The sequence below is a fragment of the Kaistella sp. genome (assembly GCF_041824135.1).
In the GTDB taxonomy this organism is placed as follows: Bacteria; Bacteroidota; Bacteroidia; order Flavobacteriales; family Weeksellaceae; genus Kaistella.
In genome coordinates, this window is the sequence record NZ_JBGZYM010000042.1 from 1 (window position 1) to 25,237 (window position 25,237).

The following is a 25,237-nucleotide window of genomic DNA, read 5'->3' on the forward strand; positions in this document are numbered from 1 at the left end:
GAAATTGTATAGCAAGTACCTATTTCAAAAACTTGTTTTTCCTCAATCTTTTCTTTTTCCGGCGCAATTTTTACCGCAGTAAATATTGATTCCAAATCCGACTTACAAACTCGGGTTAATCTTTCACCAAAATTATGTGCTGAAATTCTATTGCTTTTGATTAATCTATAAATTGTATCCTTCGACATTCCAAAAAATACAGCAGCTTCACTTACAGAAAGATAGGGTCGAGTTTGAATTTCCGCAATTTTATTTATTGATTTTTCCAATAAAACTTGTTTCGCTTCTACTTCCTGAACTAGTCTTTTTTGTCTTTTTACAGATTTTTCCGAACAAAGTTTGCTACAAAATCTTGTAGTAACTGTTTTTGCTTCAAATGGTTTCTCACAAAATTCACAAAGTTTTGGTATCCTAAGATTACTAAAGCCCATAATGCCACTATTTTAAATAAATAAAAATCAAATTAGCCTAAATAAGACATAATAAGAAGCAGATTGTCTGCTATTAAGACGCGGTACAATTAAGATACAATTATACGATAAAAATTGATTAAAATCGACTATTATTGAAAAAAGTTAAAAACAAAAAAATCGCTGTAAACATTACGTTTACAGCGATTTACTACTTTATTTCAATCGATGTTAATCGATGATAATTACTAATTACTTGACTTCTTCGAAGTCAGCATCCTGAACATCTTCTGTTCCTGCAGCACCTTCTGGGTTTCCTTGCGCTTGCTCAGCACCTGGTTGTCCGTTTTGAGCGTACATTTCTTCAGAAGCTGCCATCCAAGCTGCATCTAAAGCTTCGGTTTTGGTTTTTACACTGTCCATATCTTTTGCTTCGAAAGCTGTTTTCAATTCTGCGTGTGCAGTTTCGATCGCGGCTTTTTTGTCAGCAGATAATTTATCGCCAAACTCTGTCAATTGTTTTTCTGTTTGGAAAATCAATCCGTCTGCTTTGTTAAAGATTTCAACTTCTTCTTTTCTCTTCGCATCAGAGGAAGCATTTTCTTCAGCCTCACGTTTCATTTTTGCGATTTCTTCTTCAGAAAGTCCTGAACTCGCTTGAATTTTAATCGTTTGCTCTTTTCCGGTTCCTTTATCTTTAGCAGAAACACTCAAGATTCCGTTGGCATCAATATCGAAAGTTACTTCGATCTGAGGAACTCCTCTTTGTGCTGGTGGAATGTCTGACAAGTCAAATCTTCCGATCTCTTTGTTATCATTAAACATTGGTCTTTCTCCTTGTCCAACTCTAATAGAAACTGCAGGTTGGTTATCACTTGCTGTTGAGAATACCTCTGATTTTTTAGTTGGAATGGTTGTATTCGCATCAATTAATTTGGTGAATACAGAACCCATTGTTTCAATTCCTAATGAAAGTGGTGTAACATCTAATAAAAGAACGTCTTTAACATCTCCTGTTAAAACTCCACCTTGAATCGCAGCTCCTAAAGCTACAACCTCATCTGGATTAACTCCTTTTGATGGTGTTTTTCCGAAGAACTTTTCAACCTGTTCCTGAATGATTGGGATTCTTGTAGAACCACCAACTAATATCACCTCATCAATATCTGATGTTGATAAACCTGCATCAGAAAGCGCTTTTTTACAAGGCTCCATTGAACGTCTTACCAAGTCAGCTGCCAATTGTTCGAATTTCGCTTTAGTTAAAGTTTTAACCAAGTGTTTCGGACCAGTTGCAGTTGCTGTAATATAAGGAAGGTTGATTTCTGTTTGAGAAGAAGAAGACAATTCGATTTTTGCTTTCTCTGCTGCTTCTTTTAATCTCTGTAATGCGATCGGATCTCCTTTCAATTCAACACCTTCTTCGGTTTTGAATTCATCTGCCAACCAGTTGATAATTACATCATCAAAGTCATCACCACCTAAATGCGTATCTCCATTCGTTGATAATACTTCAAAAACTCCGTCTCCTAAATCAAGGATCGAAACGTCAAACGTACCACCACCTAAATCGTAAACTGCGATCTTTTGATCTTTATGACTTTTATCTAAACCATAAGCTAAAGCTGCTGCCGTAGGCTCATTGATAATTCTTTCTACTTTTAAACCAGCGATTTCACCAGCTTCTTTAGTTGCTTGTCTTTGTGCATCATTAAAGTAAGCCGGAACTGTAATTACCGCTCTAGTTACTTCCTGACCTAAATAGTCTTCAGCAGTTTTCTTCATTTTCTGAAGAATCATTGCAGAAATTTCTTGCGGCGTATATTCTCTATCGTCGATCTTTACTTTTGCAGTATCGTTTGGTCCAGCAACTACTTTATAAGGTACTCTGGAAACTTCAGAAGCATCATCTTTAAAATGAGTTCCGATAAATCTTTTAATTGAATATACCGTTTTAGTTGGATTGGTTACTGCTTGTCTTTTTGCAGGATCACCCACTTTTCTTTCGCCATCTTCTGTGAATGCCACGATAGATGGTGTTGTTCTTTTACCTTCTGCGTTAGGGATAACTACAGGGTCTTTACCTTCCATTACCGCAACACATGAATTGGTTGTACCTAAATCAATTCCAATTATTTTGCTCATATTGTTATATTTTTTATTATTATTAAAGTTATTTTTTTTACACTCTCAACTTCTCCAATTTTATACCATGGAAAAAATTATGACAAATTGACAGATTTGCAATTTAACGACCATAAAAAAAGACATCCTATAGATAAGATGTCTTTAATTTTTAAAATAATTTTGATTATTTTTTTAGAGTCATAATATACTCTACCATTTTTTTTGCATTTTCTTTACTCATTCCGGCATGTGGCGTCATTGGAATTTCACCCCAGTTACCTTTTCCTCCCTCAATAATTTTACCGGCAAGCATATCAAGATCTCCTGCTGTATATTTGTCAGCTACCTCCTGATAAGATGGTCCTACAACTCTTACATCCATTTTATGACAAGTTAAACAGTCAGCTCCTTCAATAAGTGCTAAACCTTCATGTTTACCTGCCGCGGCAGAATCTACAGTTTTCACCACGGGCTCTTCCAGCATAACATTACTATCCATATCAGGATTTGTTTCTTTCTTATTACATGCTACTAGCGTCGCGACCATTCCGCAGATCATTAGATACTTTTTCATTCGTTTTATAATTTATATAATAGTTAAAATTCTGTAGCACAAATTTCACGATAATTATCATATCGTGTATATGATTACAGTCATAACGAGAATCAATCAAACGTTAGTACTTTTGAGCATACAAAAAATCAATAAAATGAAACTATTAAAAACTATTGCACTTGCAACATTGACCTTCGCTTTATTCTCATGCGGTGGTGACAAACAAACTGATTCAATCCCTTCAGGATCAACTGACGCAACTGCTACAGCAGACGAAAGCACCGCTGCAGCTGGAGCAGATGCAGCTAGCTACGATCCAAACAGAGGTCTTGGGAAACATGAAAATGTTGATGTATCTAAATTTGATCCAGCAATGGCTGCAGCAGGTAAAGGTCTTGCTGAAGTTAAATGTACTTCTTGTCACAAAACAACCGACGAAAGATTGGTAGGACCAGGTTGGTTAGGTGTTACTAAAAGACAAACACCAGCGTGGATCATGAACTTTATCTCTAATCCAGACCCAATGATCGACGTAGATCCAGAATTACAAAAACAATTGGAGCTATGTTTGGTTAGAATGCCAAATCAAGGACTTAATGATACTGAGGCTAGAGAAGTTCTTGAATATATGAGAGAAATCGACGGCGCGAAATAATGACCTACTAAATGAATGGTAGATGTTATTTTAATTTACCATTCATTTCTTTATCCTTTCTATTCCCAAAGAATTAATCAATAATATATGAAAACTTACAAGAAAATTGGACTCGCAGCTTTTGCTGCGGTGAGTATTGTTGCATGTAAACCCAAGGGCACTCAGACTGCTGTTTCGGGTGATGCAGCAGAGAAAGTGTACGTTGCTCCAGGCAAGCACGATGAGGTTTATAACTTTGTCAGCGGTGGTTTCAACGGACAAATTAGTGTAGTTGGACTGCCAAGTGGTAGAACTTTAAAAATCGTTCCTGTATTTTCTGTACACCCTGAAAATGGTTACGGTTTTAGTGAGGAAACAAAACCAATGCTAGAAACTTCTCACGGATTCGTACCATGGGATGATCAGCATCACCTTGCTTTATCACAAACCAAAGGAGAAATTGATGGTAGATACTTATTTGCCAACGCGAATAATACACCAAGGGTTGCGAAAATTGATTTGAAAACCTTCAAAACAACGGAGATCTTAGAAATCCCTAACTCTGCCGGAAATCACTCCTCTCCTTTCCTTACTGAAAACACAGAATATGTAGTGGCGGGAACCCGTTTCGCTGTACCTGTGGACGGTGAAGGTGACGTACCAATTGAGTCTTTCAAAGAAAACTTTAAAGGTTATTTATCTTTCATTGGAATTGGTAAAGATGATGGGAAAATGGACATTACGTTCCAAATTGAAGCACCTGGATTTAACTTTGACTTGTCACATGCAGGAAAAGGTAAATCTCACGGTTGGTTCTTCTTCTCTTGCTACAACTCAGAACAGGCAAACACGCTTCTTGAAGTAAATGCTTCTCAGAATGAGAAAGATTTTATCATGGCAGTGAACTGGAAAAAAGCTGAAGAGTATTTGAAAGCAGGTAAAGCTAAAAAAATGGCCGTAGAATATGCTCATAATACTTGGGATGAATCTACGCACATGGCAAAATCTGAAATCTTAAAAGAAGTATCTGTACTTTCTGCAAAAGAATTAAAAGACATCTGTTATTTAATTCCTTGTCCAAAATCTCCACACGGTTGTGATATCGACCCAACAGGAGAATACATTATTGGATCTGGAAAATTAGCAGCTTTGATTCCTGTATTTAGTTTTGATAAATTAATGAAAGCGATTGAAAAGAAAGATTTCTCAGGTGAATTTGATGGAATTCCAATTCTTAAATATGAATCAGTATTACACGGTGAAGTTCAAAAACCAGGTTTAGGACCACTCCATACTGAGTTTGATGGAAAAGGAAATGCTTACACTTCCATGTTCGTTTCTTCGGAAATCGTGAAATGGGACATCAAAACTTGTAAAGTTTTAGACAGACAACCTACTTTCTATTCTACAGGTCACTTGATGGTTGTAGGTGGAGACACTGCTAAACCTTACGGAAAATACTTAGTAGCTTATAACAAAATTACTAAAGACAGATATTTACCAACTGGTCCGGAATTGGCGCAATCTGCTCAATTATTTGACATCAGTGGTGATAAAATGAAACTGCTTTTAGATTTCCCTACGATTGGTGAGCCGCATTATGCACAGGCAGGACCTGCGGAAATATTCACTAAAAACCAGGTGAAATTCTATAAATTAGAAGAAAACAAACACCCTTACGTAACTAGAGGTGAAGGTGAAAGTAAAGTCGTTAGAGAAGGAAATAAAGTTCATGTTTATATGACTTCCATCCGTTCTCACTTTGCTCCAGATAACATTGAAGGAGTACGAGTTGGCGACGAAGTTTACTTCCACGTAACTAACCTAGAGCAAGATTGGGATGTACCTCACGGATTTGCAGTGAAAGGCGCACAGAATGCTGAGCTTCTTATCATGCCAGGTGAAACGAGTACTTTGAAATGGGTTCCACTGAAACCAGGAATGTACCCAATGTATTGTACAGACTTCTGTTCTGCATTACACCAAGAGATGCAGGGATATGTAAGAGTATCACCAGCAGGTAGCAACACCCCTTTGATCTATTCATTGAATAATAAAAAGGACAACGCGCAAAGCCCGGTAAAACAAGGTGAAACGAAATAAATTTTCATAACATAAAGGGCAGTTTTACTGCCCTTTTTTCTTTTTATGATTGATGTCATTTTGTAACAAATGTTACATTGGAAAAACATTAAAGTGACTAACTTTACTCTATTAATCATTAAAGAAAGAAGCACCTTAAAAAAAATTCAAATGAAAACAAACACATTACATAAATGGAGTAAAATCCTCCTGATCATTTTAGGAATCTCATTAGTTGTAGCTATTTTTGTACCTATCTGGTCTATTTTCCTTAATGCTCCGCAATATCCCGAAGGACTAGCCATGTACATTCATGCTGATAAGGTTTCGGGCGAATACGAAATCATCAACGGACTGAACCATTATATCGGAATGAAAGAAATTCACGCCGATGAGTTTTGGGAATTTAAAATCTTGCCTTACGCATTGGCCTTTTTTGCTGCCATGTGTTTTCTGGCTGCCTTTGTAAACAGTAGAAAAATTCTTTATGTTCTTACAGGTATTTTCTTACTCTTCGGTGTAGGATTCGTATTTGATTTCTGGAGATGGTTATACGACTACGGTCACAACCTTAACCCTCATGCAGCGATTATTGTTCCGGGTATGACTTATCAACCTCCATTGATCGGTTACAAACAGTTACTTAACTTCGAAGTATGGTCTTATCCCAATGTTGGTGGTGCAATTATGATTGCTACCGGAGTTATTTTGATTATCTTAGCGTTTATGGAATTTAAAAGAGCAAAAAAAGCGGTTTAAAATTCCATTTAATAAAAATTAAAAATAGAATTATGAGATTATTTAGCAAATTATTATTGGCGAGCAGTATGGTTTTTTTAGCGGCGTGCTCTGAAACGGGACCGCAAGAAATTAATGTCGGCAAAGACCAATGTGATAATTGTAAAAAGGCCATTTCTGTGCCAAAATATGCCACTCAATTAATTACTGAAAAAGGCAGGCTTTATAAATTTGATGACATCAGTTGCTTGAATGACTACGAAGTTTCTAACACAGAGACGACTGCTAATGCGAAAAAATATGTTGCAGATTTCCCAACTGGAAAATTCATTGAAAGCAATACCGCTACTTTTATTAAAGGTGGCGATATTAAAAGTCCAATGGGTGGCAATACGCAGGCTTACCAAGAAAAAGCTGCAGCTGAAAAAGCAGCTACAGAATTACAGGCAACCTTAACTCAATAATAGGGTGCAAACTTGCAAGGTTAACTTGCAGCGAGTATGAAATATGAAAAACAAAACATTCAACTTTCTATTATTACTTTTACCGATTTTTGCGTTCTCCGCAGTTTTTAAAGTTGGTAAAAATGAACAGTATAAAACTATAAAATCAGCTATCGCCGCAGCACAAAGCGGCGATACTATTTTTGTTCAGAAAGGACATTATATCGAAGGAACCATCGATCTTCATCAATCGGTTACTTTGATAGGAATTGACCGACCAATTATCGATGGCAACATGGATGGGGAAATCATCACTTTCAATGCAGACAACATTGTTTTAAAAGGTTTTAAATTGATCAACAGTGGCAGAGACGAGATCAGAAGTGTCGCTGCAGTACACATTTACACCAGCGCCGATTCTGTCATTGATAATAATATTTTCGAAAATAATCATTTCGGAATTTATGTTCAAAGAGGTCTACGGGTTTTAATCAGCAACAATAAAATCACCACCAATCGGGGAACTTCCGAGGAAAATATAGGAGACGGTATTCACCTTTTAGGAAGTCGTGAGATCTGGGTAAAAAACAACTACATCAGCGGACATAAAGACGGAATTTATCTGGAAAAAAACTCCAAGTGTTTCGTGTTCCACAACCTTTCCCGCCACAATCTTCGCTATGGTTTACACTTTATGTTTTCCAACGACAGCGTTTACACCGGAAATGTATTTGATAATAATGAAGCTGGTGTTGCGGTTATGTACGCCATGAATGTCAGCATGTATGACAATAAATTCATCAACAATTGGGGCGACAGTGTTTTCGGACTTTTATTGAAGGAAATTTCTTACAGTAAGATCAGGGGAAATACTTTTCAAAATAATACGACCGCCATCTTTGCCGACGGTGCGACCAGAATTGACTTCTACAACAATCAATTTGAAAATAACGGCTGGGCAATCAAGATCAATTCTAATTGCATGGAGAATAAATTAATGAGAAATAATTTCGTCAATAATACTTTTGATGTCAGCACGAACGGCTCCGTGGTTATGAATGAATTCCGCTTTAACTATTGGGATAAATATGAAGGTTATGATCTCGATAAAGATAAGATCGGCGACGTTCCTTTTCATCCGTTGAGTCTTTACTCTGTTTTGGTTGAACAAAATGCGTCGGTGATGCTGCTTTTCAGAAGTTTCTTAGTCGATATGTTAGATCGTACCGAAAAAGTAATTCCAAGTTTAACACCCGAAAGCTTTGTGGATGATCAGCCATTAATGAAGCCGATTAAAATTTAAAAGTCAATCCAAGAAATTGTGCTCAAAGTTTTAAAAAATTAAAATTTAATGAAAGTTGATGTTGACTCTAAACATCTGAATAATATGATTGAAATTCAAAATTTAACCAAAAAATTCCAAAAATTTACGGCCTTAAACGAGGTTAATTTATCCTTCCAAAACGGACATTCTATTGCTTTAATTGGTCCCAACGGTTGTGGTAAAACAACCATGATCAAATGCATCTTAGGATTAAATGTGGTAGAAGACGGCGATGTTTTGGTAGATGGCAAAAGCGTAAAAGAAGATTATAAATACCGCGAAAATATTGGCTACATGCCACAAATCGGTCGCTATCCTGAAAACATGACCATCGAAGAAACCATCAAGATGATCAAAGACACCCGAAAAAACTCGGGCGATAATCTGGATACCGAACTTCTTGAAGCATTTGAACTCGAAAATATTTACGATAAAAAAATGCGAACGCTTTCAGGAGGAACAACCCAGAAAGTGAGCGCCGTTCTTGCTTTTCTCTTCAATCCGAAAGTTATTATTTTGGATGAGCCAACCGCGGGACTTGATCCTTTGGCGACAGAAATTCTGAAAAATAAAATCATCAAAGAAAAAAACAAAGGAAAACTAATTCTCATTACTTCTCACCTTTTGAGTGAACTTGATGATATCATTACCGAAATCGTTTTTATGAACGAAGGCAAAGTCGTGGTACACCAATCGGTTGAAGATTTGAAAAAAGAAACCAATACTGAAAAAATTTCCGACGGAATTATTTCTATTTTAAAAGCCATGAAAAAATGAACAAAATAGCACGCTTTATTTTATTTGATATTTTAAAGAATAAGATCGTGATTCTTTATACGATTTTACTTTTCATTATCTCGTGGTCAGTTTTAGGTTTAGATAATAATTACACCAAAGCCACTTTAAGTTTACTCAATGTTGTTTTACTGGTCGTTCCTTTAGTGAGTATTATTTTTTCTACCATTTATGTTTATAACAGCAGTCAGTTTATCGAGTTGCTTTTGAGTCAGCCGGTGCCGCGAGCCAAGGTTTGGTTTAATTTATTTTTAGGACTTTCAACGGCTTTAATATTTGCATTCTTAATTGGTTGCGGAATTCCGATCCTACTCTATTCTTCCATCGAAACTGGCGCGTCTTTGTTGATAACTGGAATTTTCCTTTCCATTATTTTCACTTCTTTAGCCATGTTGGCGGCCATTACGAGCAGAGACAGAGCTAAAGGGATTGGTGTTTCTATTTTCATCTGGATGTTTTTCGCCATTATTTATGATGGAATTTTATTGGTCTTAATGTTCCAGTTCGCAGATTACCCGATCGAAGGAATTATGGCTACTATAGCAGCAATTAATCCAATCGGTCTGTCTAGAATATTTGTATTGCTGCAGCTCGATGTGGCAGCGATGTTAGGACAAGCTGGAGCGATTTTCAGAATGGTATTTGGATCCGGTGGCGGAATGGTTATTTCAATTATTATTTTAGCAATATGGACCATGGTGCCTTTCTTATGGTCACTCATTATGTTCAATAAAAAAGACCTGTAGGTCTTTTAAAAAGCTTTTAAAAAAGTGATAAAACTCACCTAATTAATTGTTTAATATGTGATTACAGTCATAGCGTTTTGACAACTTTTCACCCTAATTTTATATCAGATTAAAAAGGCAGTTATCCACTAAAAATTTTAAACAATTAACAAATAAAATAAAAGCTATGAAAAAATCAATCATGATCCTTGCGGTGTTAGCACTTGCTTTCACTTCTTGTGCAAAAACCGAAACTGCTGCCGAAACTACCACAACAGAATCTGCTGGTATCGAGCCTGCAGCAACAGGAGGACAAGAAGCAGTTGTAGATAATGACAGTGCACCAGACATCGTAAAATTGGCAGTGAGTAATCCAGATCTGTCAACTTTGGTAAAAGGAGTACAAGCTGCAGGATTGGCAACTTCACTAAGTAATGCCGGACCTTTCACTGTATTTGCTCCTACCAATGAAGCTTTTGCGAAACTTCCAGCTGGTGCTTTAGATGATTTAATGAAACCTGAAAACAAAGATAAACTGAATGACATTTTGGGCCATCATACTTATGTTGGGGTGATCAAAACAGATTATCTTACTGATGGACAAAGTTTAGGAATGGTTGATGGGACACCAATCAGCATTAAAATGGTTGATGGAAAACCAGTTATTAATGGAACCATCAATATCCTTGCATCAGTTCCGGCAGCAAACGGAATTGTACACGTTGTTGACAGTGTGATCCTACCAAACTAGGTTACCGATAATAGATTAAAATTGTTGTTTTGTGAGCTTCTTGAGATTAATTTCCAGGAAGCTTTTTTGTATGTTGAATGCGATGTTATAAATTAAGAATATAACCATTGATTTCTGGAATGATCAAGATTTACTTAATGCAGAGAAGGCCAGGTTAATAAATAGTTTCTACACCTTCTTCTTTAGATTGACAAGCATGATTCCTAAGGAAACAAGCATCAATAATGATACAGCCAACAGAATTTGTGGCGTATAGGGAATTGAAACATATTTAATAGAGAAAATCCCCATCAAACCTAAAACCGCTTCATTTAAGAAAATACCAAGCAACAATAGCTTCAATCCAGTCGTAACTGGTTTAGTTATTTTAAATACGTTGGTCGCTAAAATCTGATTGATTAAGAAAGCCGAAACACACATTAACAAAATTAAATGCAGATAAGCAATAACCACATTTCTGAATCCAAAAGCAAACTGACTTAAAGCCGGAATGGTTGATCCTAATTGCAAAACTATTTTCGCGAAGAAAGCAAACCCAACATACATCAACACAAATCTCTGCAAGGCGGAAAAGTTAAGTACAAGTTTTGGCCAGTTTTTCTTCACGACCAAATATAGTTTTACGGCACCTATTGTTTGTACGATCGTTCCCAAAATAATTGCAATGAATATCCAAAGTGGCATTTTAATCCAAAGTACGGATAGTCCAAAACCAATAACACAGCCGACAAACATCAGCCAGAAAATCATTTTGTTATCCTTTTCCGATATCTCTGCGCCGATTTCTTTCAGTGAGTGAAACAGAAAACCGATACAACTGAATATAAAAAATCCGTTATACTGAAAGTGGAGATAATAATAAGTAGAACTTAGATATAAGTTTTGCGTCATATTGCCGGAAGACATCATATAACTAAGACCGAATACCCCAACTGATGAAATAACTGCAAAGAACAAACCTCCTATAAACCAAGGTTTCGCTAAGTCTTGCTTCCCTTTTAAATCCATCAACAAGAAAAAGAAGAACACAAAACTGGTTAGTAAGGCTGCCGTAGAAGCTGCGATCGATAACCAGTAATAGCCGTTATAAATAAAACTCGGGATCATAACAAACGCTGCTATTGCGTTGACCACCAGTAAAGTATGGTATTTTTTTAACTGTTGCTCCGAAAGAATGCCGTGCAAATAGCGAATAATTAAAACATAAATAATTTGGGTAATCCAGCCGTAAAATGCGAAATGCGAATGCGCCTCCTGCACATGTTTCTGATCGACTATAGGTAATGAATAGGCAATTTTATAACGCATTAAAACACCAAGGACGGCAACAAGCAGGAAATTAAAGACTGAAAATCGAAGCCAAAAAATAATATTCTTCATGTTACAAAATTAAAGTGAAAAAATGATTTACGAATATGACTGTCGTCATGAGTTAGATGAAAATTTTACCGTTAACAATTTCTAACTTTCCTTCTTTTTCCATTTTTTTAATAGCGCGGATAACTGTTTCAATTCGTAAACCGGTCATATGAGAAAGCTCTTTTCGGGTAAAATTGATCATGGTTCTTTCCTGTTCGCAGGCATTCTCCTTTTTAAAATTATGAAGTTGTTGAAGAATCCGATCTTCTGGATTGTACAGAACGATTTGTTTCAGTAAAAGACTTTTCTGAACCGTTTTTTTAGCGATTGAAATGGTAAATTCAAAAAGTTTTTCAGGATGTGTTTTTAAGTATTCAATTAAATTCTCACGAAGAATCTTCACGATTTCAACTTTCTCGGAACAGACCTGTACGTTTCCAGGAACTGGTTGGTCAAGAAGAATTGCAGGATCAGCAAAAAACCGTCCTTGCTTTACCTTATGCTGCAAAAGCTCTTTACCTTTTTCGGTGAAATTAAAGACAGAAAGTTCTCCTTCCTTTAAATATAAAAAGTACGGCGATTTATCACCTTCATTCAAAATAACGTCACCTTTATAATATCTCTTCACTTCTGCTTTCGTAGCCTTCAATAATTCTTCTTCTAATACAAATCCCATATTGATCTAATTCAAGTTTTCCAAATATACCAAAGTTTTCACAAATTATCAGAACAAAATTTGAATAAAATCGTCACAATTCTGTCAAAAAACGCCTGAAAATCATCGAAAAAGGCTATTTTTGAGTTTATAATAAGAAAAAATGTCAAATCAATTTAATCCCAGAGATATCACCTGGCTCTCTTTTAATGAGAGAGTTTTACAGGAAGCGATGGATGAGAATGTTCCTTTGCACCTGCGAATTCGTTTTTTGGGAATCTTCTCGAACAATCTCGACGAATTTTTCAGAGTACGTGTTGCCGGACTAAAACGGGCCATGGATTTTAAAGATAAATTTATCACCGAATCTTTTTATCAACCGCCGACAAAGATCCTGCAGAAGATAAATGAAGTGGTGATTAAACAGCAACAAAATTTCGTTAAAACCTGGAAAAAAATTCAGGTTGAAATGGCAGATCAGAAAGTCTTCATTAAAACAGCTAAGAATTTAACAGCTGCTCAAAAGAAATTTGTCACAGCGTATTTTGATGAAGTTGTAGAAAGTAATGTAATTCCGATTTTGTTGCACGACAATTCGCCGATGCCTTATTTGCGGGATAAATCTCTTTATTTAGGCGTAGCGATGCGAAAAAAAGAATTTCAGTATGAAAGTAAATTTGCGATCATTGAAATTCCGTCCAGGATTTTAGGAAGATTTGTATTGCTGCCTTCTACTGATAAAAACGAAAAAAATGTGATCTTGTTAGAAGATGTGATCACTTTTAATTTACCGCATATTTTCTCCTATTTTGGATATGAAGAATATGAAGCCCATTGTTTTAAAGTAACTAAAGATGCTGAGTTTGATTTGGACAATGATATCAAAACGACCTTAGCGCAGAAAATTGAAAAAGGAATTAAATCCCGACGGAAAGGCAAACCAACCCGTTTTGTTTTTGACAAAGTCATGGACAAAGCACTGTTGGAATTTCTGATCAGGAAACTTCACTTAACCAAAAAAGACAGTATTATTCCAGGTGGGAAAATTCATAATTTTAGACACTTTATGGAGTTTCCTGACGTTTTTGAAACTTATAAAAAACCTATCGAAAGAACTTCTTTTGACCACCATGAATTTAAAGGGAAAAGAGTCACCGACGTAATTCAAAAAACAGATGTTCTCCTAACTTTCCCCTATCACAATTATACGCCAGTGATTGATCTTTTAAGAGAATCAGCGATGGATCCTGATGTGAAATCAATTCAAATTACGGCTTATCGATTGGCAAGCAATTCCAAAATAATCAATGCTTTAATTAATGCCGTAAGAAATGGAAAAGAAGTTACGGTGATGCTGGAACTTCGCGCAAGATTTGATGAGGAGAATAATCTCAGATGGAAAGAAATTCTGGAGCAGGAAGGCGTAAAAGTTCTGACTGGAATTCCAAATAAAAAAATTCATGCAAAACTGTGTGTCATTAAAAAAAGAGTGCACAACAAAACGCTTCAGTATGGATTTGTAAGCACCGGAAACTTTAATGAGAAAACAGCCAAAATTTATGGTGATCATCTGCTGATGACGTCAGACCGTGGAATTATGGCAGATATTAATAAAATTTTCACCGTCCTAAGAAAGCCTAAGCAAGATATAACTGCCGCTTTAAAAGGTTGTAAAAATCTGGTTGTTTGTCCACAATTCATGCGCGAAAAAATTGTAGATCATATCGACAAAGAAATTGAAGAAGCCAAAGCTGGACGAAAAACCCTGATCATTATTAAAGTAAATTCATTGAGCGACAGAGAATTAATTTCCAAACTTTATGAAGCTGCAAAAGAAGGCGTGGTCATCAAAATGATCGTTCGGGGAATTTACTGTGCAATTAACCAAAAGGATTTTAAACAAAAAATAACTGCCATCAGTATTGTTGATGAATATTTGGAACATTCCCGAGTGATGTATTTTTACAATAAAGGACACGAGGACATTTACATTTCTTCAGCCGATTGGATGACGCGAAACTTAGACTATAGAATCGAAGCGGCGGCACAGATCACCCAGAAAAATCTGAAGAAAGAAATAAAAGACCAACTTGAAATTCAATTAAACGACAATGTAAAATCCCGGATCTTAGATAAGAAATTACGGAATGAATATGTTGAAGGTGATAAACATCGGATTCGGTCGCAAATTGAAACTTATCATTATTTAAAAAACAAATCGGTTTTAGATTAAACGAAATTACTATCTTTGCAGTGCTTTTAGAAAAGGGAATTGTGTGTAAATCACAAACTGTCCCCGCAACTGTAAATCACCATTAGTAAAACTGCAATACAACCACTGAGCAATCGGGAAGGTGCAGTTTTGTGAAAGTCAGGAGACCTTACTACAAAGCATTAACATACAAAAATGCTTTCGGAGGAAAGGCCTGAATAATGACTATAAAACACCACTTTTCTGCTGCGTTGCTATTTTGTTTTTTGTTGAGTTTTGCTCAAGAGAAAGCGATCGACACGGTGTACATCTTCGATAATCAGTTAAAAAACTCTAAAAAGTTGCACAAAATTGAGACTTTAAATCAAGAGGATTTGCTGAAAAACACGACGAATCTTTCCGAAGTTCTGCGTTTTCAATCTCCAGTTTACATCAAAGAAAACGGTCGTGGAATGGTTTCTTCTCCTTCTTTCCGTGGAACTACAGCACAACAAACCGCTTTTGTCTGGAACGGAATTAATATCAACTCCATATTTTTAGGACAGGGTGATGTCAATAATCTAAACCTGCTTACTTACGACCAACTCGAAGTAAAATCTGGTGGCGGAAGTGTGATCTACGGAAGTGGTGCTATTGGTGGGACGATTCATTTAAATAACGAACTTTCTTTTAATAAAGGTTTTAATTCTACTTTATTTCTGGAAGGTGGTTCTTACAATACGTTCAATTCTTTTCTTAAAACTTCTTATAGCGACGATAAATTATCCATAAAAGTTTCTGGAAATTTTGTGAAAAGCGATAATGATTATGAAGTTCCGGAAAAAAAATATATCAACTTAAATGGTGAGTACGACAACCGCACTTTCAATTTAGGAGCTGCATACAAGATCAATGCTCAAAATAGATTGTCCTGGCAAACGCAATTTTACGATGGTGAACAACACTATCCGACTTCCGAATTTGGAACGAAAACTAAATATTTAAGCAATACTTTTAGGAGTTTACTTGCCTGGGATTTCAATTCAACAAAAATAAATAACAGTTTCAAAGTAGCTTACCTTCAAGATGATTTTCAGTATTTTGATAATATTGACCAACCAAAAAGCAGTGGTGGTTCGGGCGAGTCTTTTTTAGCTAAAAATGATTTCAATTATTTCTTCAATAATCAGCTGGCCTTTAATTTAATTACCGAATATCATTTTGATAAAGGCAAAGGTTATCAATCAGGAATAACCGATGTTACCAGAAATGCGGGTTCCGTTGCAGGTTTGATTAGATGGAATCCAAATCAGCAATTTAATTTTGAAGCAGGCGTTAAAAAAGATTTTGTGGAGGAAATAGTGACTCCAATTCTCTACTCATTTTCCGGAAAGATGAGCGTTAACAACTGGTATTCTTTTGGTTTGAATGTTTCTAAAAACTTCAGATATCCTTCCTTCAACGATCTATACTGGCAACCTGGCGGAAATTTGGATTTAAAACCAGAAATCTCCCACCAGGCAGAATTAGGAAATAATTTTAAATACCGCGATTTCAAATTAAACCTTACTCCATATTATATCAAGATCAAAAACATGATCAGATGGCTGCCAACTTCCAACGGATATTGGTCGCCTGTTAATACCAACAACGTTGAATCTTACGGTCTGGAATCGCAATTGGATTTTGAAAAAAAGTTCGGCAATAATAGGACGAAATTATCACTGGGTTATGTTTTTACTCATTCTAAAAATGCAGATACAGACCAATTTCTAATGTATGTACCTCAACATAAAATTTTCGGAAACGCGACTTACCAATATCGATTTGCGGAAATTTTTATTCAGGGAATGTATAATGGGTTGACTTATACAACAAGTGACGAAACACTTCGCGACGCCATCAAACCTTACTTTGTAATGAATGCTGGCTTGAATTTAACATTTTTCAAAAACTATCAAATCGGAGTTAAAGTCAATAATATCTTTGATGAGATCTACGAAACCACCACTTATTTTCCTTTGCCAAAAAGAAATTACAGCGCCAATCTTTTAATTAACTTTTAAATAAATAATAAAAATGAAAATTTCTAAATTACTGTCTGCACTATTTGCTGCCACTTTGCTTTTTACGACTTCGTGTAGAACGGACGATCCAATCGATGACCCACAGCCAAAAGGTGCTTATGAAAACGGAATATTTCTTTCTAACGAAGGTAATTTCGGATCACCAACTGCAACGGTTTCTTTTATTTCAAACGATTTATCCATAGAAAATAAAATATACAGTGCCAATAATGGCGGTGCTGTTTTAGGAGATGTTCTTCAAAATATTGGAGTCAACGGCGATAATGCTTATTTGATCCTTAACAATTCTAATAAAATTGAGATCGTAAACCGTTATACTTTTAAAAAAATAGCAACGGTGTCTGACCAGGTTTCACAACCAAGATATATTGCTTTTGCTGGAAATAACTATTACGTTACGAACAGCTCGGGTTCTTCAAAATTTGTAAATGTTTACAATTCTACGACCAACACTTTCGTAAAAAAAATTGATCTAACGAGCTCAGGAGAAAGAATTGTAGAAGCAAGTGGGAAAATATTTGTACAAAATGCTTCCTTTGGTTCAGGTAATAAAATCACTATTATCAACCCAACTTCTAATACGGTGGAAAAAGAAGTAACGGTTCCTAATGGAAACATCAAGAAAACAATTTCTACCGGAGGAAATGTTTACACTATTGCTTCAACTTCAACCGATTCTTACATCTATAAATTAAGTCCTACGGGAGCCATTTCTTCTACAATTACCTTAACCGGAATTGCGAATGGGAGCAATCTAGAAATTGATGGGACGAAGTTTTTCTTCAGTTCTGGAGCTAAAGTTTATTCAATGGACCTTAGCAGTACTGTAATTCCTACCACACCAGTTCTTACACTAACCGATAATTCTTGGTCAGCGTTATATGGCTTCAGCGTTATTGATGGTAAAATTTATATTTCTAATGCGAACGGATTTACAGCAGACAGCACGGTAGAAATTTATTCTACAGCAGGCACTTTGCTTAAAACAGTTACCGCAGGAAGAGGAACCAACGGTTTCTACAAAAACTAAAACACACTTTTATATATTTAACAGAAAGCCCTTTCAAACTTTATTTGAAAGGGCTTTTATATGATCTGATTCAATTTTGTGCTAGAATCAAACCGATGGTTTGACCTTCTTTAATAACGAAAGTTCTGGCTTCTTCTTTATCATTTGCGATCTCCCCTTCCAGAATTGCTTCTTTTACTTTCTCCTTTAAAATCCCGATCTCCCGTCCCGGTTTTAGATTAAAAAGCTCCATAATTTCTTCCCCTGAAATCGGTGGTTGAAAATTTCGAACCTGATCTTTCTCTTCGACTTCTTTAATTTTCAAAGCCACATATTCAAAATTATTTTTAAATTTCGCTTGTTTAGAAGAATTCTTGGTGGTAATATCTGCTTTGTTCAAAATAAATAGATCTTCCAGATCTTCACCAGCATCAAACAAAAGTCTACGTAGCGCGGAATCAGAAGTTCCATCATCTATTAATGAAATTGGCCGTGAAGAAAGTTTTACCAATTTCTGAACATATTTCATGTCGCTTCCCATCGGAAGTTTAAGTCTATAAAATAAATTCTTGACCATTTTAGAACCTAAGAATTCATGACCGTGGAAAGTCCAGCCGTTTCCTTCTAAGAATTTTTTAGTTGGTGCTTTTCCGATATCGTGAAGCAGAGCTGCCCAACGAAGCCAAAGGTTTTCGGTATTTTCTGAAATATTATCAACGACTTCTAAAGTATGCCAAAAATTATCTTTATGGGTTTGTCCATCCACTTCTTCAATCCCTTTTAAGGCGGTCAATTCTGGAATAACCAAATGTAAAATTCCGGTTTCTTCCATTAATTTTAAACCTAAAGAAGGTCTTTCGGAAAGCATGATTTTATTGAACTCCACCATAATTCTTTCCATGGAAACAATTCTAATTCGTTCCACTTCTTTTTGAATGGAAGCTAGAGAATGTTCTTCAATTTTAAAGTTTAAAGTAGAGGCAAACCGAATCGCCCGCATCATTCGCAAAGGATCATCGGAATAAGTCTGGCTTGGTTCTAAAGGAGTTCGTAATATTCTTCTTTTGATATCCTGAACGCCATCAAATGGATCAATTAAATCGCCGAAGCTTTCTTTATTTAAAGAAATCGCTAAAGCATTTATGGTAAAATCACGGCGTTTCTGATCATCTTCTAAGGTTCCATTTTCAACCGATGGTTTGCGCGAATCTTCAGCGTAACTTTCTTTTCGTGCACCTACGAATTCTAAATCCAGACCTTCAAATTTAAACATTGCCGTTCCATAATTTTTAAAAATAGAAACTTTAAGTTTTGGATTAATTTCGTTGGCGACGGCTTTGGCTAAATCGATTCCGTTGCTTTCGGTTACAAAATCAATATCGGTGGGCGCTTTTCTCTTCATCAATAAATCCCGAACGTAACCACCTACAATAAAAACGGTTTGGTTATTTTTTTCGGCGACCTCTGAAATGAGTTTGAAGAGTTTGAAATTTTTATTTTGAGAAAGATTAATATTCATAAGCGTAAAGTCCGATATCCGAAAATGTTGATTTGTGCAAAGATAAGAAAAAGACAAGTTGGGTTGATAGGAATTATGGCACCAAAAACCAAAGTGTGAAGTCGTCAACTTAATAACCATTATTTAAAAATAGTCAGTTCAAGGTTTAGAAATAAAATAATAATAATCGCGATAAATAGATTTCAATTATTGTCATGGCGAAGTCTTCTAATATAACATAAGTCCAAGGAAAATAAAAAATCGTAAAAAAGGTAGCTTATTAGTCATTTTCATTTTCAGAAAGAGGAAAGACTTGACATAAAAAAAGTAAAGCACCATTGAAATGATAGCACTTGGAATGTAGATGATTCCAAAAAAATCTCTGATACTAAAGATTTTTGAATCAAGCAAAAAGTACTGTAAATTATTGACGGCGAGACAAATAATGAGGACTACAAGAAAAAAAAAGCGATTTAGTTCGGTACTTCTTAGAAAGCGAAACAAGTATAGTGAAGACAATTCCTTGAATGACACCTGATAACATTAATATATTAAATATTGAAACTCCTACCTAGAATTTATTGCTATTAATGAAGAGCAAAACAAGGATTCGTCGAAAATGTTCTGAAGTAATTTGATTTGTGCGCTACTGTGATTTAAGTTAATTGTGCTTTAAAGGTGCGAAATTTGAAAAGGCCAAAATTGATATCAGAGAAAATTTGTCAGTTTGCACTTAGGCCAAGTCAGTGCTTTTCTCGATAAGCCAATCACCAATTTCTTCTTCCAGATATTCGGTTTGTAATTTCATTGCGTCAATGAAATCATCAGGAATATTGGTAACATCTGTGTTTTCTAAATTCCATAATTCATCGGACATTGTTTCATATTCTGTATAAACTCTTTTGAACCGAGGACTGTTTTTCTCTAATTCCTCAATTTTTTTTTGTTGTGGCGTAAATTTTCTGTACGTTTTTTTTGTGATCATCGTGATGACTTGGTTATTTAATTTAATTAAGTTTTTATAATTTCCATCGGTCTTTAGGACAACAAAACCAGCACATTAACTCATTCAGAATGATTAAATTATCCTATAATAAATCGCTTTCGAAAATTAAAAGTAATCAATATATTGAATTAAAAAAATATTTTAACAAGTTTTTCTGATTGTTTAACATATAGTTTTAAATTTGCAGCAACATCTATGAAAGAACTTTTACTTAAACATAAACAGGTTTTACTTTTCGTCGTCGCGGGAGCGCTAAGCGCTGTAGTAGAAATTGCTTCATTTAAAATATTCAGTGTTTATTTACCGCGTATTTTCTCTCAAGAAAATAACTTTCATGGCATTCACTTTCCGCTCAGTAATATTTTCTCTACCAGTTGTGGTATTATCACTAACTATTTTTTGAGCATTTGGTTTGTCTTTGAACGTGGCAAACATTCTAAAAAGAGAGAATTTGCTTACTTCATGTTTGTTTCCTTTTTCTCGACGATACTCAGCTTAACCTTTTTCCAGCTTTTCTTTAGATTTATGTTTACAGCACACCTTGATTTAGGCATTATTGTAATCAGTAAGGAAATTCTAAGTAAAATAGCTGCGATCCTATTGGTGTCCATTTTAAATTACACGGTGAAGAAAAAAGTTATTTTCAACGGTTAAATAGTAAAAATGAAGATTAGCCGTTTAGTAATTCACGCAAAAAGCGATTTTTAAAAATCATATGACAAAAATTTTAAATTATATCTGGCGTGGCTGGATGATGCTTTTAGGAGCATTCCTAACCATTATTCTTGGAATTCCGGTCTTGCTTTTTTCCATTAAAAAAGAACATTATCGCTACGCTTATTTCTTCATACGCCTTTGGTGTTTCGGAATGTTTTATGGAATGGGCTTTCGGTATGAGTTAATCAACCTGACTGATAAAAAGATTGATAAGAATCAGCAGTACGTTTTCATTTCTAATCACACCTCGATTATGGATGTAATGCTTCCCTGTATTTTAATGCCGAATCATCCGCTGTGTTACGTTGGCAAAAAAGAACTGGTGAAAATTCCGATTTTTGGAACAGTCTATAAAAGAATCTGTGTGATGGTCGATCGAACTTCAGCGCGTAGCCGTGCAGACGTCTATCGCCGATGTGAGGAAAGGATGGAAGAAGGACAAAGCATCGTTATCTTTCCTGAAGGTGGTGTTCCTGATGACACTTCTGTTTTATTGGATTCCTTTAAAGATGGCGCTTTTATATTGGCCTCCAAGCATCAATCACCGATTACCGTTTTTACCTTTGTTGGTTTGAAAGAGATGTTTCCCTTTAATTATTCAAAAGGATATCCGGGAAAAGTGAAAGTATATTTCAATGATATCATGCAGCCTGATCAATCTGTTGCGATGCTAAAGGCAGAAGCACATTCGAAAATGAAAAATATATTGCAAACTGCAATTTGAGAATTTAAATAGTTATATTTGTTTTCAAGTAATTAAAATATCAAGAAAAATATGGAACAAAATCAGCAACAGACCAAATGGTCACAGTTTTTATCCTTAATTGTAGTTTTTTTCTTTTGGGGATTTGTGGCGGCCAGTAATGATATTTTAATTCCTGTTTTTAAGAAATGGTTTGTTCTTTCGCAAGTGCAAAGTCAATTGGTTGCGTGGGCATTTTATCTGGCTTATTTTGTTGGCTCTGTGATTTTCTTTATCATCTCCTTGAAAACGGATATTCTACAAAAATTCGGTTATAAAAAAACGCTTGCAGTTGGTCTTGTGATTTCAGCAATTGGCGCATTTCTGTTTGTACCGGCAGCAGCTGCGGCAAGTTTTTGGTTCTTTTTAGCGGCTTTATTCATTGTAGGTCTAGGATTTTCCGTTCAACAAATTGTAGCAAATCCGCTTGCCATAAAAATGGGCAGTCCCCAAACTGGTGCTCACCGACTAACAATGGCAGGTGGAATCAATTCTTTGGGTACAACCATAGGACCAATTTTAGTTGGTATTGCCTTATTCGGAATGGGTAACAAAGAAGAGACTACGGTAAACAGCAGTGAACTTTCAAAAATTGAGATCGTAAAAAACGAGTATCAAACACATAAGACAGAACTCATCAAAAACATCAATGATTTAAAAATCGATCGTCAAGATGATCCTGCCTTAGTTAAGGGCGTGATTGCTACTGTACAAAACAATGTGGATGATCTTGACAAGCAGATCGCTTTAATTGATCAAAGTACTACCGCAACTGAAAAGCAAATCGATGACTATTCTATCAAACTTGGCGAAATTAAACAACGTTCTACCAATATTACGTATCCCACTGGCTTTGTTAAAGAGCATTTAACTTTAGTTAAAACACCATTCATTGTATTAGGATTAGCATTTATTTTGGTTGCCATTTTTATGTTATTTTCTAAAATTGAAGATCCGGCCAAAGAGGAAGAAGCACAGATTGATGAAGGCTCTGCGAAATTCAGTATATTTCAATATCCCCAGCTATACCTAGGAATGTTAGCGATCTTTCTGTACGTTGGGGTAGAGGTTTCCATTATCAGTAATCTGCCAGCATTATTACATACTAAAGAATTCGGAGGTATATTAGAATACAACATCGCTCCTTTTGTTTCGCTATACTGGGGAAGTTTAATGATCGGACGCTGGAATGGAAGTATTAATGTATTTAATATTTCGAAACTAAGCAATATGATCCTTAAATTTATTGTTCCGTTTATTGCCTTTTTAATTATCATTGTTGCCAATGAACTAAGTGGAAAAGATGTTTCTTCATTTTATATTTACGCTATTTGGATCATTGCCTTTATTATCATGAGTTTCATTGGTGGTAAAAACGCTGGAAAGACACTGATGATCTTTGGTGTGGCGGGTGTAACCATGATGTTCTTAGGATTGGTTTATCCAGACAAAGAGATTGCAAAATATTTCTTTATATCAGGAGGTTTATTCTGTTCTATTATGTGGCCTTCCATATTTGATTTAGCAATCGCTGGTTTAGGAAAAAATACGGGTAAGGCATCCTCTTTCTTAATCATGATGATTTTGGGTGGAGGTATTATTCCATTGATCCAAGGTTACATTTGTGATTTTGATCTCACGAATCCCGCAGGAATAATGGGCATTACGTGGACTCATTTTTCATATGTTATTCCTATCCTATGTTTTTCTTATTTAGCTTTCTACGGATTTATTGCTCCGAAAATTTTGAAAAGACAAGGAATTGTTATGGGTGAAAATTCATTGAATGAAAACGAATAATTTAAAATTATATCATAAAAAAAGATTTTGGGCAGGTATATTACTTGCCCAATTTCTTTTATTTTTCATTCTATCAAAAATAGACGTTGTTGTTACCTTCTTTGAAAGATTATTTGAAATTCAAAAAGGTTTTCATCAGATCCTATTTTCCAGCATACCATTTTCGGTTGGTGATGTATTCTATATTTTACTTATTTCGATCTTTCTTTTTTTCATTTTTAAAATTTTAAAACAAAATAGCAGAAAAAAATATGTGTTGAAGTTTTTGATCCTTATTAACATTCTCTATTTCATTTATCAGATTTCTTGGGGAATGCTTTATTTCCAGAAACCATTACTGGAAAAACTACCAGAAAAACAATTAGAAATATCAGACATAAAGCAGCTCACTTTAGAATATCTGGAGAAGTGCAGAAAGACCCGCTCTTTGGTAAAAGAAGATCAAAGTGGTGTATTTACAATCACCGATATAAACGTCATTAAAGATGAGATATTAAGGAATCAAACCCAATTGCCATCGTCATTAAACAATAAAAAAGGAACAAGAATTCAGGCCTTTAAATCGAGTTTATTTAAACCAATAATGAGCTATAGTGGAATCTTGGGATATTACAATCCTTTTACGGCCGAAGCACAATATAATTCAGCACTTCCATCTACTTATATTCCTTTTACTTTATCACATGAGAGCGCACATCAGTTGGGTTATGCAAGAGAACAGGAAGCAAACTTCATTGGTTTTTTAATCGGTGAAAATTCGACCAATCTGGATTTAAAATACAGTACGGATTATTTCGTATTAAAATCTCTATTAAATTTTTTAGCTGAACGTGATCCTGAGTTTGTTAAAGAAATTTTAGCCCAGTATTCTCCAGAAATGCAACGCGATCGACTCGCAGAAAAACTTTTTGTAAAAAAACATGAAGGTCTATTGGATGTCTTTTTTGGATTTACTAACGACTTATTTCTGAAAAGTAATCAACAGGATGGAAGCATTACCTACTCCTATTTCATCGACTTGCTTGTTCGTTACAAGTAGTACAGTAGTTTTTAAATAAAAAAAGAATCGCACCTTACGGTACGATTCTAAAACACAAATGATGAAAAAAAATTTATGCCTTATTGATGGCAAAAGCCATTTTTAAAGCGCTGTAAATGTATAAATTATATTTGCAACTACAAACTTTTTCTCACTAAATTTCTCGAAATAAAGATAAAAAAACTGCATATTGCCGATTCGACAACAAAGGATTCGAATTAAGATGAAACTGTCGACAATAATTAATTATTAGTAGAAAAAACAGAAGTTTTAAAAATGAAAAAATACGATTCAGCTTTTAATAAGAAAATTGAAATTTCGGTATTTCGATGTCTCCAAATTTAGATTTACTGACCTCTAAAATCAGAGAATTAATCCACAAAAAAAATCCAGTGAAAACTGGACTTTTAGTAGCGAAGACGGGAGTATCTTTATATCACAATAAAACACAGTAAATAATTAAAAAACAGATTATTAGCGGTTTATGAAATTTTATAACCAATCAAAAACCAATAGATATGTTTAGATAATCCCTGTTTTAGTCCCTGA

Annotated in this window: 22 protein-coding genes and 1 riboswitch; of the genes, 15 read left to right on the forward strand and 7 right to left on the reverse strand. The window is 35.2% G+C overall.

Translation table 11 applies throughout. From position 1 onward, the window contains the following. The 3 genes from ACEYOS_RS04620 to ACEYOS_RS04630 all read right to left on the reverse strand — a co-directional run. Window positions 1–431: helix-turn-helix domain-containing protein (locus tag ACEYOS_RS04620; protein WP_373797524.1), on the reverse strand; the 431-nt coding region annotated here is incomplete at its 3' end. 231 nt (window positions 432–662) lie between these two features. Further along, window positions 663–2,555 (reverse strand): molecular chaperone DnaK, encoded by a 1,893-nt coding sequence (gene dnaK, locus ACEYOS_RS04625; protein WP_373710188.1) that lies wholly within the window; start codon window positions 2,553–2,555, stop codon window positions 663–665. A 166-nt stretch (window positions 2,556–2,721) separates the two neighbouring features. Further along, window positions 2,722–3,111, reverse strand: a complete 390-nt coding sequence (locus ACEYOS_RS04630; protein ID WP_373710189.1) for a c-type cytochrome — start codon at window positions 3,109–3,111, stop codon at window positions 2,722–2,724. Between the two features lie 136 nt (window positions 3,112–3,247). Between ACEYOS_RS04630 and ACEYOS_RS04635 the strand changes: the two genes are divergently transcribed. The 8 genes from ACEYOS_RS04635 to ACEYOS_RS04670 all read left to right on the forward strand — a co-directional run bounded on the left by ACEYOS_RS04635 (window position 3,248) and on the right by ACEYOS_RS04670 (window position 10,585). Further along, window positions 3,248–3,748, forward strand: coding sequence for a c-type cytochrome (locus tag ACEYOS_RS04635; RefSeq protein WP_373710190.1), 501 nt, complete (start codon window positions 3,248–3,250; stop codon window positions 3,746–3,748). A gap of 87 nt (window positions 3,749–3,835) precedes the next feature. Beyond that, window positions 3,836–5,830, forward strand: a complete 1,995-nt coding sequence (gene nosZ, locus ACEYOS_RS04640; protein ID WP_373739122.1) for a Sec-dependent nitrous-oxide reductase — start codon at window positions 3,836–3,838, stop codon at window positions 5,828–5,830. 150 nt (window positions 5,831–5,980) lie between these two features. Beyond that, window positions 5,981–6,568 (forward strand): hypothetical protein, encoded by a 588-nt coding sequence (locus ACEYOS_RS04645; RefSeq protein WP_373709176.1) that lies wholly within the window; start codon window positions 5,981–5,983, stop codon window positions 6,566–6,568. Between the two features lie 32 nt (window positions 6,569–6,600). Further along, the gene (locus tag ACEYOS_RS04650; RefSeq protein WP_373797525.1) at window positions 6,601–7,011 is read left to right on the forward strand and encodes a nitrous oxide reductase accessory protein NosL; all 411 of its coding nucleotides are present in this window, start codon (window positions 6,601–6,603) and stop codon (window positions 7,009–7,011) included. Window positions 7,012–7,054: 43 nt separating this feature from the next. Next, on the forward strand, window positions 7,055–8,293 hold the full coding sequence (gene nosD, locus ACEYOS_RS04655; RefSeq protein ID WP_373709174.1) for a nitrous oxide reductase family maturation protein NosD: 1,239 nt from the start codon (window positions 7,055–7,057) through the stop codon (window positions 8,291–8,293). A gap of 48 nt (window positions 8,294–8,341) precedes the next feature. Further along, window positions 8,342–9,091, forward strand: a complete 750-nt coding sequence (locus ACEYOS_RS04660) for an ABC transporter ATP-binding protein (RefSeq protein WP_373709173.1) — start codon at window positions 8,342–8,344, stop codon at window positions 9,089–9,091. Further along, complete coding sequence (locus tag ACEYOS_RS04665) at window positions 9,088–9,855, forward strand: ABC transporter permease subunit (RefSeq protein ID WP_373709172.1); 768 nt, start codon at window positions 9,088–9,090, stop codon at window positions 9,853–9,855. Before ACEYOS_RS04660 ends, ACEYOS_RS04665 begins: the two co-directional genes overlap by 4 nt. A gap of 166 nt (window positions 9,856–10,021) precedes the next feature. Beyond that, window positions 10,022–10,585, forward strand: a complete 564-nt coding sequence (locus ACEYOS_RS04670) for a fasciclin domain-containing protein (RefSeq protein WP_373709171.1) — start codon at window positions 10,022–10,024, stop codon at window positions 10,583–10,585. Between the two features lie 168 nt (window positions 10,586–10,753). Here ACEYOS_RS04670 and ACEYOS_RS04675 read toward each other — a convergent pair whose 3' ends face one another. Next, entirely contained in the window at window positions 10,754–11,965 is a 1,212-nt protein-coding gene (locus ACEYOS_RS04675; protein ID WP_373709170.1) for a hypothetical protein, read from the reverse strand. A gap of 52 nt (window positions 11,966–12,017) precedes the next feature. Then, window positions 12,018–12,620: a Crp/Fnr family transcriptional regulator gene (locus tag ACEYOS_RS04680; RefSeq protein WP_373709169.1), complete on the reverse strand. Its 603-nt coding sequence runs from the start codon at window positions 12,618–12,620 to the stop codon at window positions 12,018–12,020. Window positions 12,621–12,762: 142 nt separating this feature from the next. Here ACEYOS_RS04680 and ppk1 point away from each other — a divergent pair, with 142 nt between their 5' ends. The 3 genes from ppk1 (at window position 12,763) to ACEYOS_RS04695 (ending at window position 17,907) form a co-directional block, all read left to right on the forward strand. Further along, window positions 12,763–14,832, forward strand: a complete 2,070-nt coding sequence (gene ppk1, locus ACEYOS_RS04685; protein ID WP_373709168.1) for a polyphosphate kinase 1 — start codon at window positions 12,763–12,765, stop codon at window positions 14,830–14,832. 2 nt (window positions 14,833–14,834) lie between these two features. Next, a riboswitch (cobalamin riboswitch) is annotated at window positions 14,835–15,002 on the forward strand. A gap of 30 nt (window positions 15,003–15,032) precedes the next feature. Beyond that, window positions 15,033–16,856, forward strand: coding sequence for a TonB-dependent receptor plug domain-containing protein (locus ACEYOS_RS04690; protein WP_373709167.1), 1,824 nt, complete (start codon window positions 15,033–15,035; stop codon window positions 16,854–16,856). Between the two features lie 13 nt (window positions 16,857–16,869). Continuing rightward, the gene (locus ACEYOS_RS04695) at window positions 16,870–17,907 is read left to right on the forward strand and encodes a YncE family protein (RefSeq protein ID WP_373709166.1); all 1,038 of its coding nucleotides are present in this window, start codon (window positions 16,870–16,872) and stop codon (window positions 17,905–17,907) included. 70 nt (window positions 17,908–17,977) lie between these two features. Here ACEYOS_RS04695 and ACEYOS_RS04700 read toward each other — a convergent pair whose 3' ends face one another. Together ACEYOS_RS04700 and ACEYOS_RS04705 are read right to left on the reverse strand one after the other, a co-directional pair. Next, entirely contained in the window at window positions 17,978–19,405 is a 1,428-nt protein-coding gene (locus ACEYOS_RS04700) for a CCA tRNA nucleotidyltransferase (RefSeq protein WP_373709165.1), read from the reverse strand. A 712-nt stretch (window positions 19,406–20,117) separates the two neighbouring features. Next, the gene (locus ACEYOS_RS04705) at window positions 20,118–20,369 is read right to left on the reverse strand and encodes a hypothetical protein (RefSeq protein ID WP_373709164.1); all 252 of its coding nucleotides are present in this window, start codon (window positions 20,367–20,369) and stop codon (window positions 20,118–20,120) included. A 216-nt stretch (window positions 20,370–20,585) separates the two neighbouring features. On the opposite strand from ACEYOS_RS04705, the gene ACEYOS_RS04710 reads away from it, so the two are divergent. The 4 genes from ACEYOS_RS04710 to ACEYOS_RS04725 all read left to right on the forward strand — a co-directional run bounded on the left by ACEYOS_RS04710 (window position 20,586) and on the right by ACEYOS_RS04725 (window position 24,688). Beyond that, complete coding sequence (locus tag ACEYOS_RS04710) at window positions 20,586–21,044, forward strand: GtrA family protein (RefSeq protein WP_373709163.1); 459 nt, start codon at window positions 20,586–20,588, stop codon at window positions 21,042–21,044. Window positions 21,045–21,105: 61 nt separating this feature from the next. After that, window positions 21,106–21,831, forward strand: coding sequence for a lysophospholipid acyltransferase family protein (locus tag ACEYOS_RS04715; RefSeq protein WP_373709162.1), 726 nt, complete (start codon window positions 21,106–21,108; stop codon window positions 21,829–21,831). Between the two features lie 51 nt (window positions 21,832–21,882). Next, window positions 21,883–23,649 (forward strand): MFS transporter, encoded by a 1,767-nt coding sequence (locus tag ACEYOS_RS04720; protein WP_373709161.1) that lies wholly within the window; start codon window positions 21,883–21,885, stop codon window positions 23,647–23,649. After that, entirely contained in the window at window positions 23,636–24,688 is a 1,053-nt protein-coding gene (locus ACEYOS_RS04725; RefSeq protein ID WP_373709160.1) for a DUF3810 domain-containing protein, read from the forward strand. Before ACEYOS_RS04720 ends, ACEYOS_RS04725 begins: the two co-directional genes overlap by 14 nt. Window positions 24,689–25,237 lie beyond the last annotated feature (549 nt).

Bases quoted from the DNA above. Each gene is read 5' to 3' on its own strand.
- dnaK (WP_373710188.1), bottom strand. From the start codon at position 2,555: ATGAGCAAAATAATTGGAATTGATTTAGGTACAACCAATTCATGTGTT.
- ACEYOS_RS04630 (WP_373710189.1), bottom strand. From the start codon at position 3,111: ATGAAAAAGTATCTAATGATCTGCGGAATGGTCGCGACGCTAGTAGCA.
- ACEYOS_RS04635 (WP_373710190.1), top strand. From the start codon at position 3,248: ATGAAACTATTAAAAACTATTGCACTTGCAACATTGACCTTCGCTTTA.
- nosZ (WP_373739122.1), top strand. From the start codon at position 3,836: ATGAAAACTTACAAGAAAATTGGACTCGCAGCTTTTGCTGCGGTGAGT.
- ACEYOS_RS04645 (WP_373709176.1), top strand. From the start codon at position 5,981: ATGAAAACAAACACATTACATAAATGGAGTAAAATCCTCCTGATCATT.
- ACEYOS_RS04650 (WP_373797525.1), top strand. From the start codon at position 6,601: ATGAGATTATTTAGCAAATTATTATTGGCGAGCAGTATGGTTTTTTTA.
- nosD (WP_373709174.1), top strand. From the start codon at position 7,055: ATGAAAAACAAAACATTCAACTTTCTATTATTACTTTTACCGATTTTT.
- ACEYOS_RS04660 (WP_373709173.1), top strand. From the start codon at position 8,342: ATGAAAGTTGATGTTGACTCTAAACATCTGAATAATATGATTGAAATT.
- ACEYOS_RS04665 (WP_373709172.1), top strand. From the start codon at position 9,088: ATGAACAAAATAGCACGCTTTATTTTATTTGATATTTTAAAGAATAAG.
- ACEYOS_RS04670 (WP_373709171.1), top strand. From the start codon at position 10,022: ATGAAAAAATCAATCATGATCCTTGCGGTGTTAGCACTTGCTTTCACT.
- ACEYOS_RS04675 (WP_373709170.1), bottom strand. From the start codon at position 11,965: ATGAAGAATATTATTTTTTGGCTTCGATTTTCAGTCTTTAATTTCCTG.
- ACEYOS_RS04680 (WP_373709169.1), bottom strand. From the start codon at position 12,620: ATGGGATTTGTATTAGAAGAAGAATTATTGAAGGCTACGAAAGCAGAA.
- ppk1 (WP_373709168.1), top strand. From the start codon at position 12,763: ATGTCAAATCAATTTAATCCCAGAGATATCACCTGGCTCTCTTTTAAT.
- ACEYOS_RS04690 (WP_373709167.1), top strand. From the start codon at position 15,033: ATGACTATAAAACACCACTTTTCTGCTGCGTTGCTATTTTGTTTTTTG.
- ACEYOS_RS04695 (WP_373709166.1), top strand. From the start codon at position 16,870: ATGAAAATTTCTAAATTACTGTCTGCACTATTTGCTGCCACTTTGCTT.
- ACEYOS_RS04700 (WP_373709165.1), bottom strand. From the start codon at position 19,405: ATGAATATTAATCTTTCTCAAAATAAAAATTTCAAACTCTTCAAACTC.
- ACEYOS_RS04705 (WP_373709164.1), bottom strand. From the start codon at position 20,369: ATGATCACAAAAAAAACGTACAGAAAATTTACGCCACAACAAAAAAAA.
- ACEYOS_RS04710 (WP_373709163.1), top strand. From the start codon at position 20,586: ATGAAAGAACTTTTACTTAAACATAAACAGGTTTTACTTTTCGTCGTC.
- ACEYOS_RS04715 (WP_373709162.1), top strand. From the start codon at position 21,106: ATGACAAAAATTTTAAATTATATCTGGCGTGGCTGGATGATGCTTTTA.
- ACEYOS_RS04720 (WP_373709161.1), top strand. From the start codon at position 21,883: ATGGAACAAAATCAGCAACAGACCAAATGGTCACAGTTTTTATCCTTA.
- ACEYOS_RS04725 (WP_373709160.1), top strand. From the start codon at position 23,636: ATGAAAACGAATAATTTAAAATTATATCATAAAAAAAGATTTTGGGCA.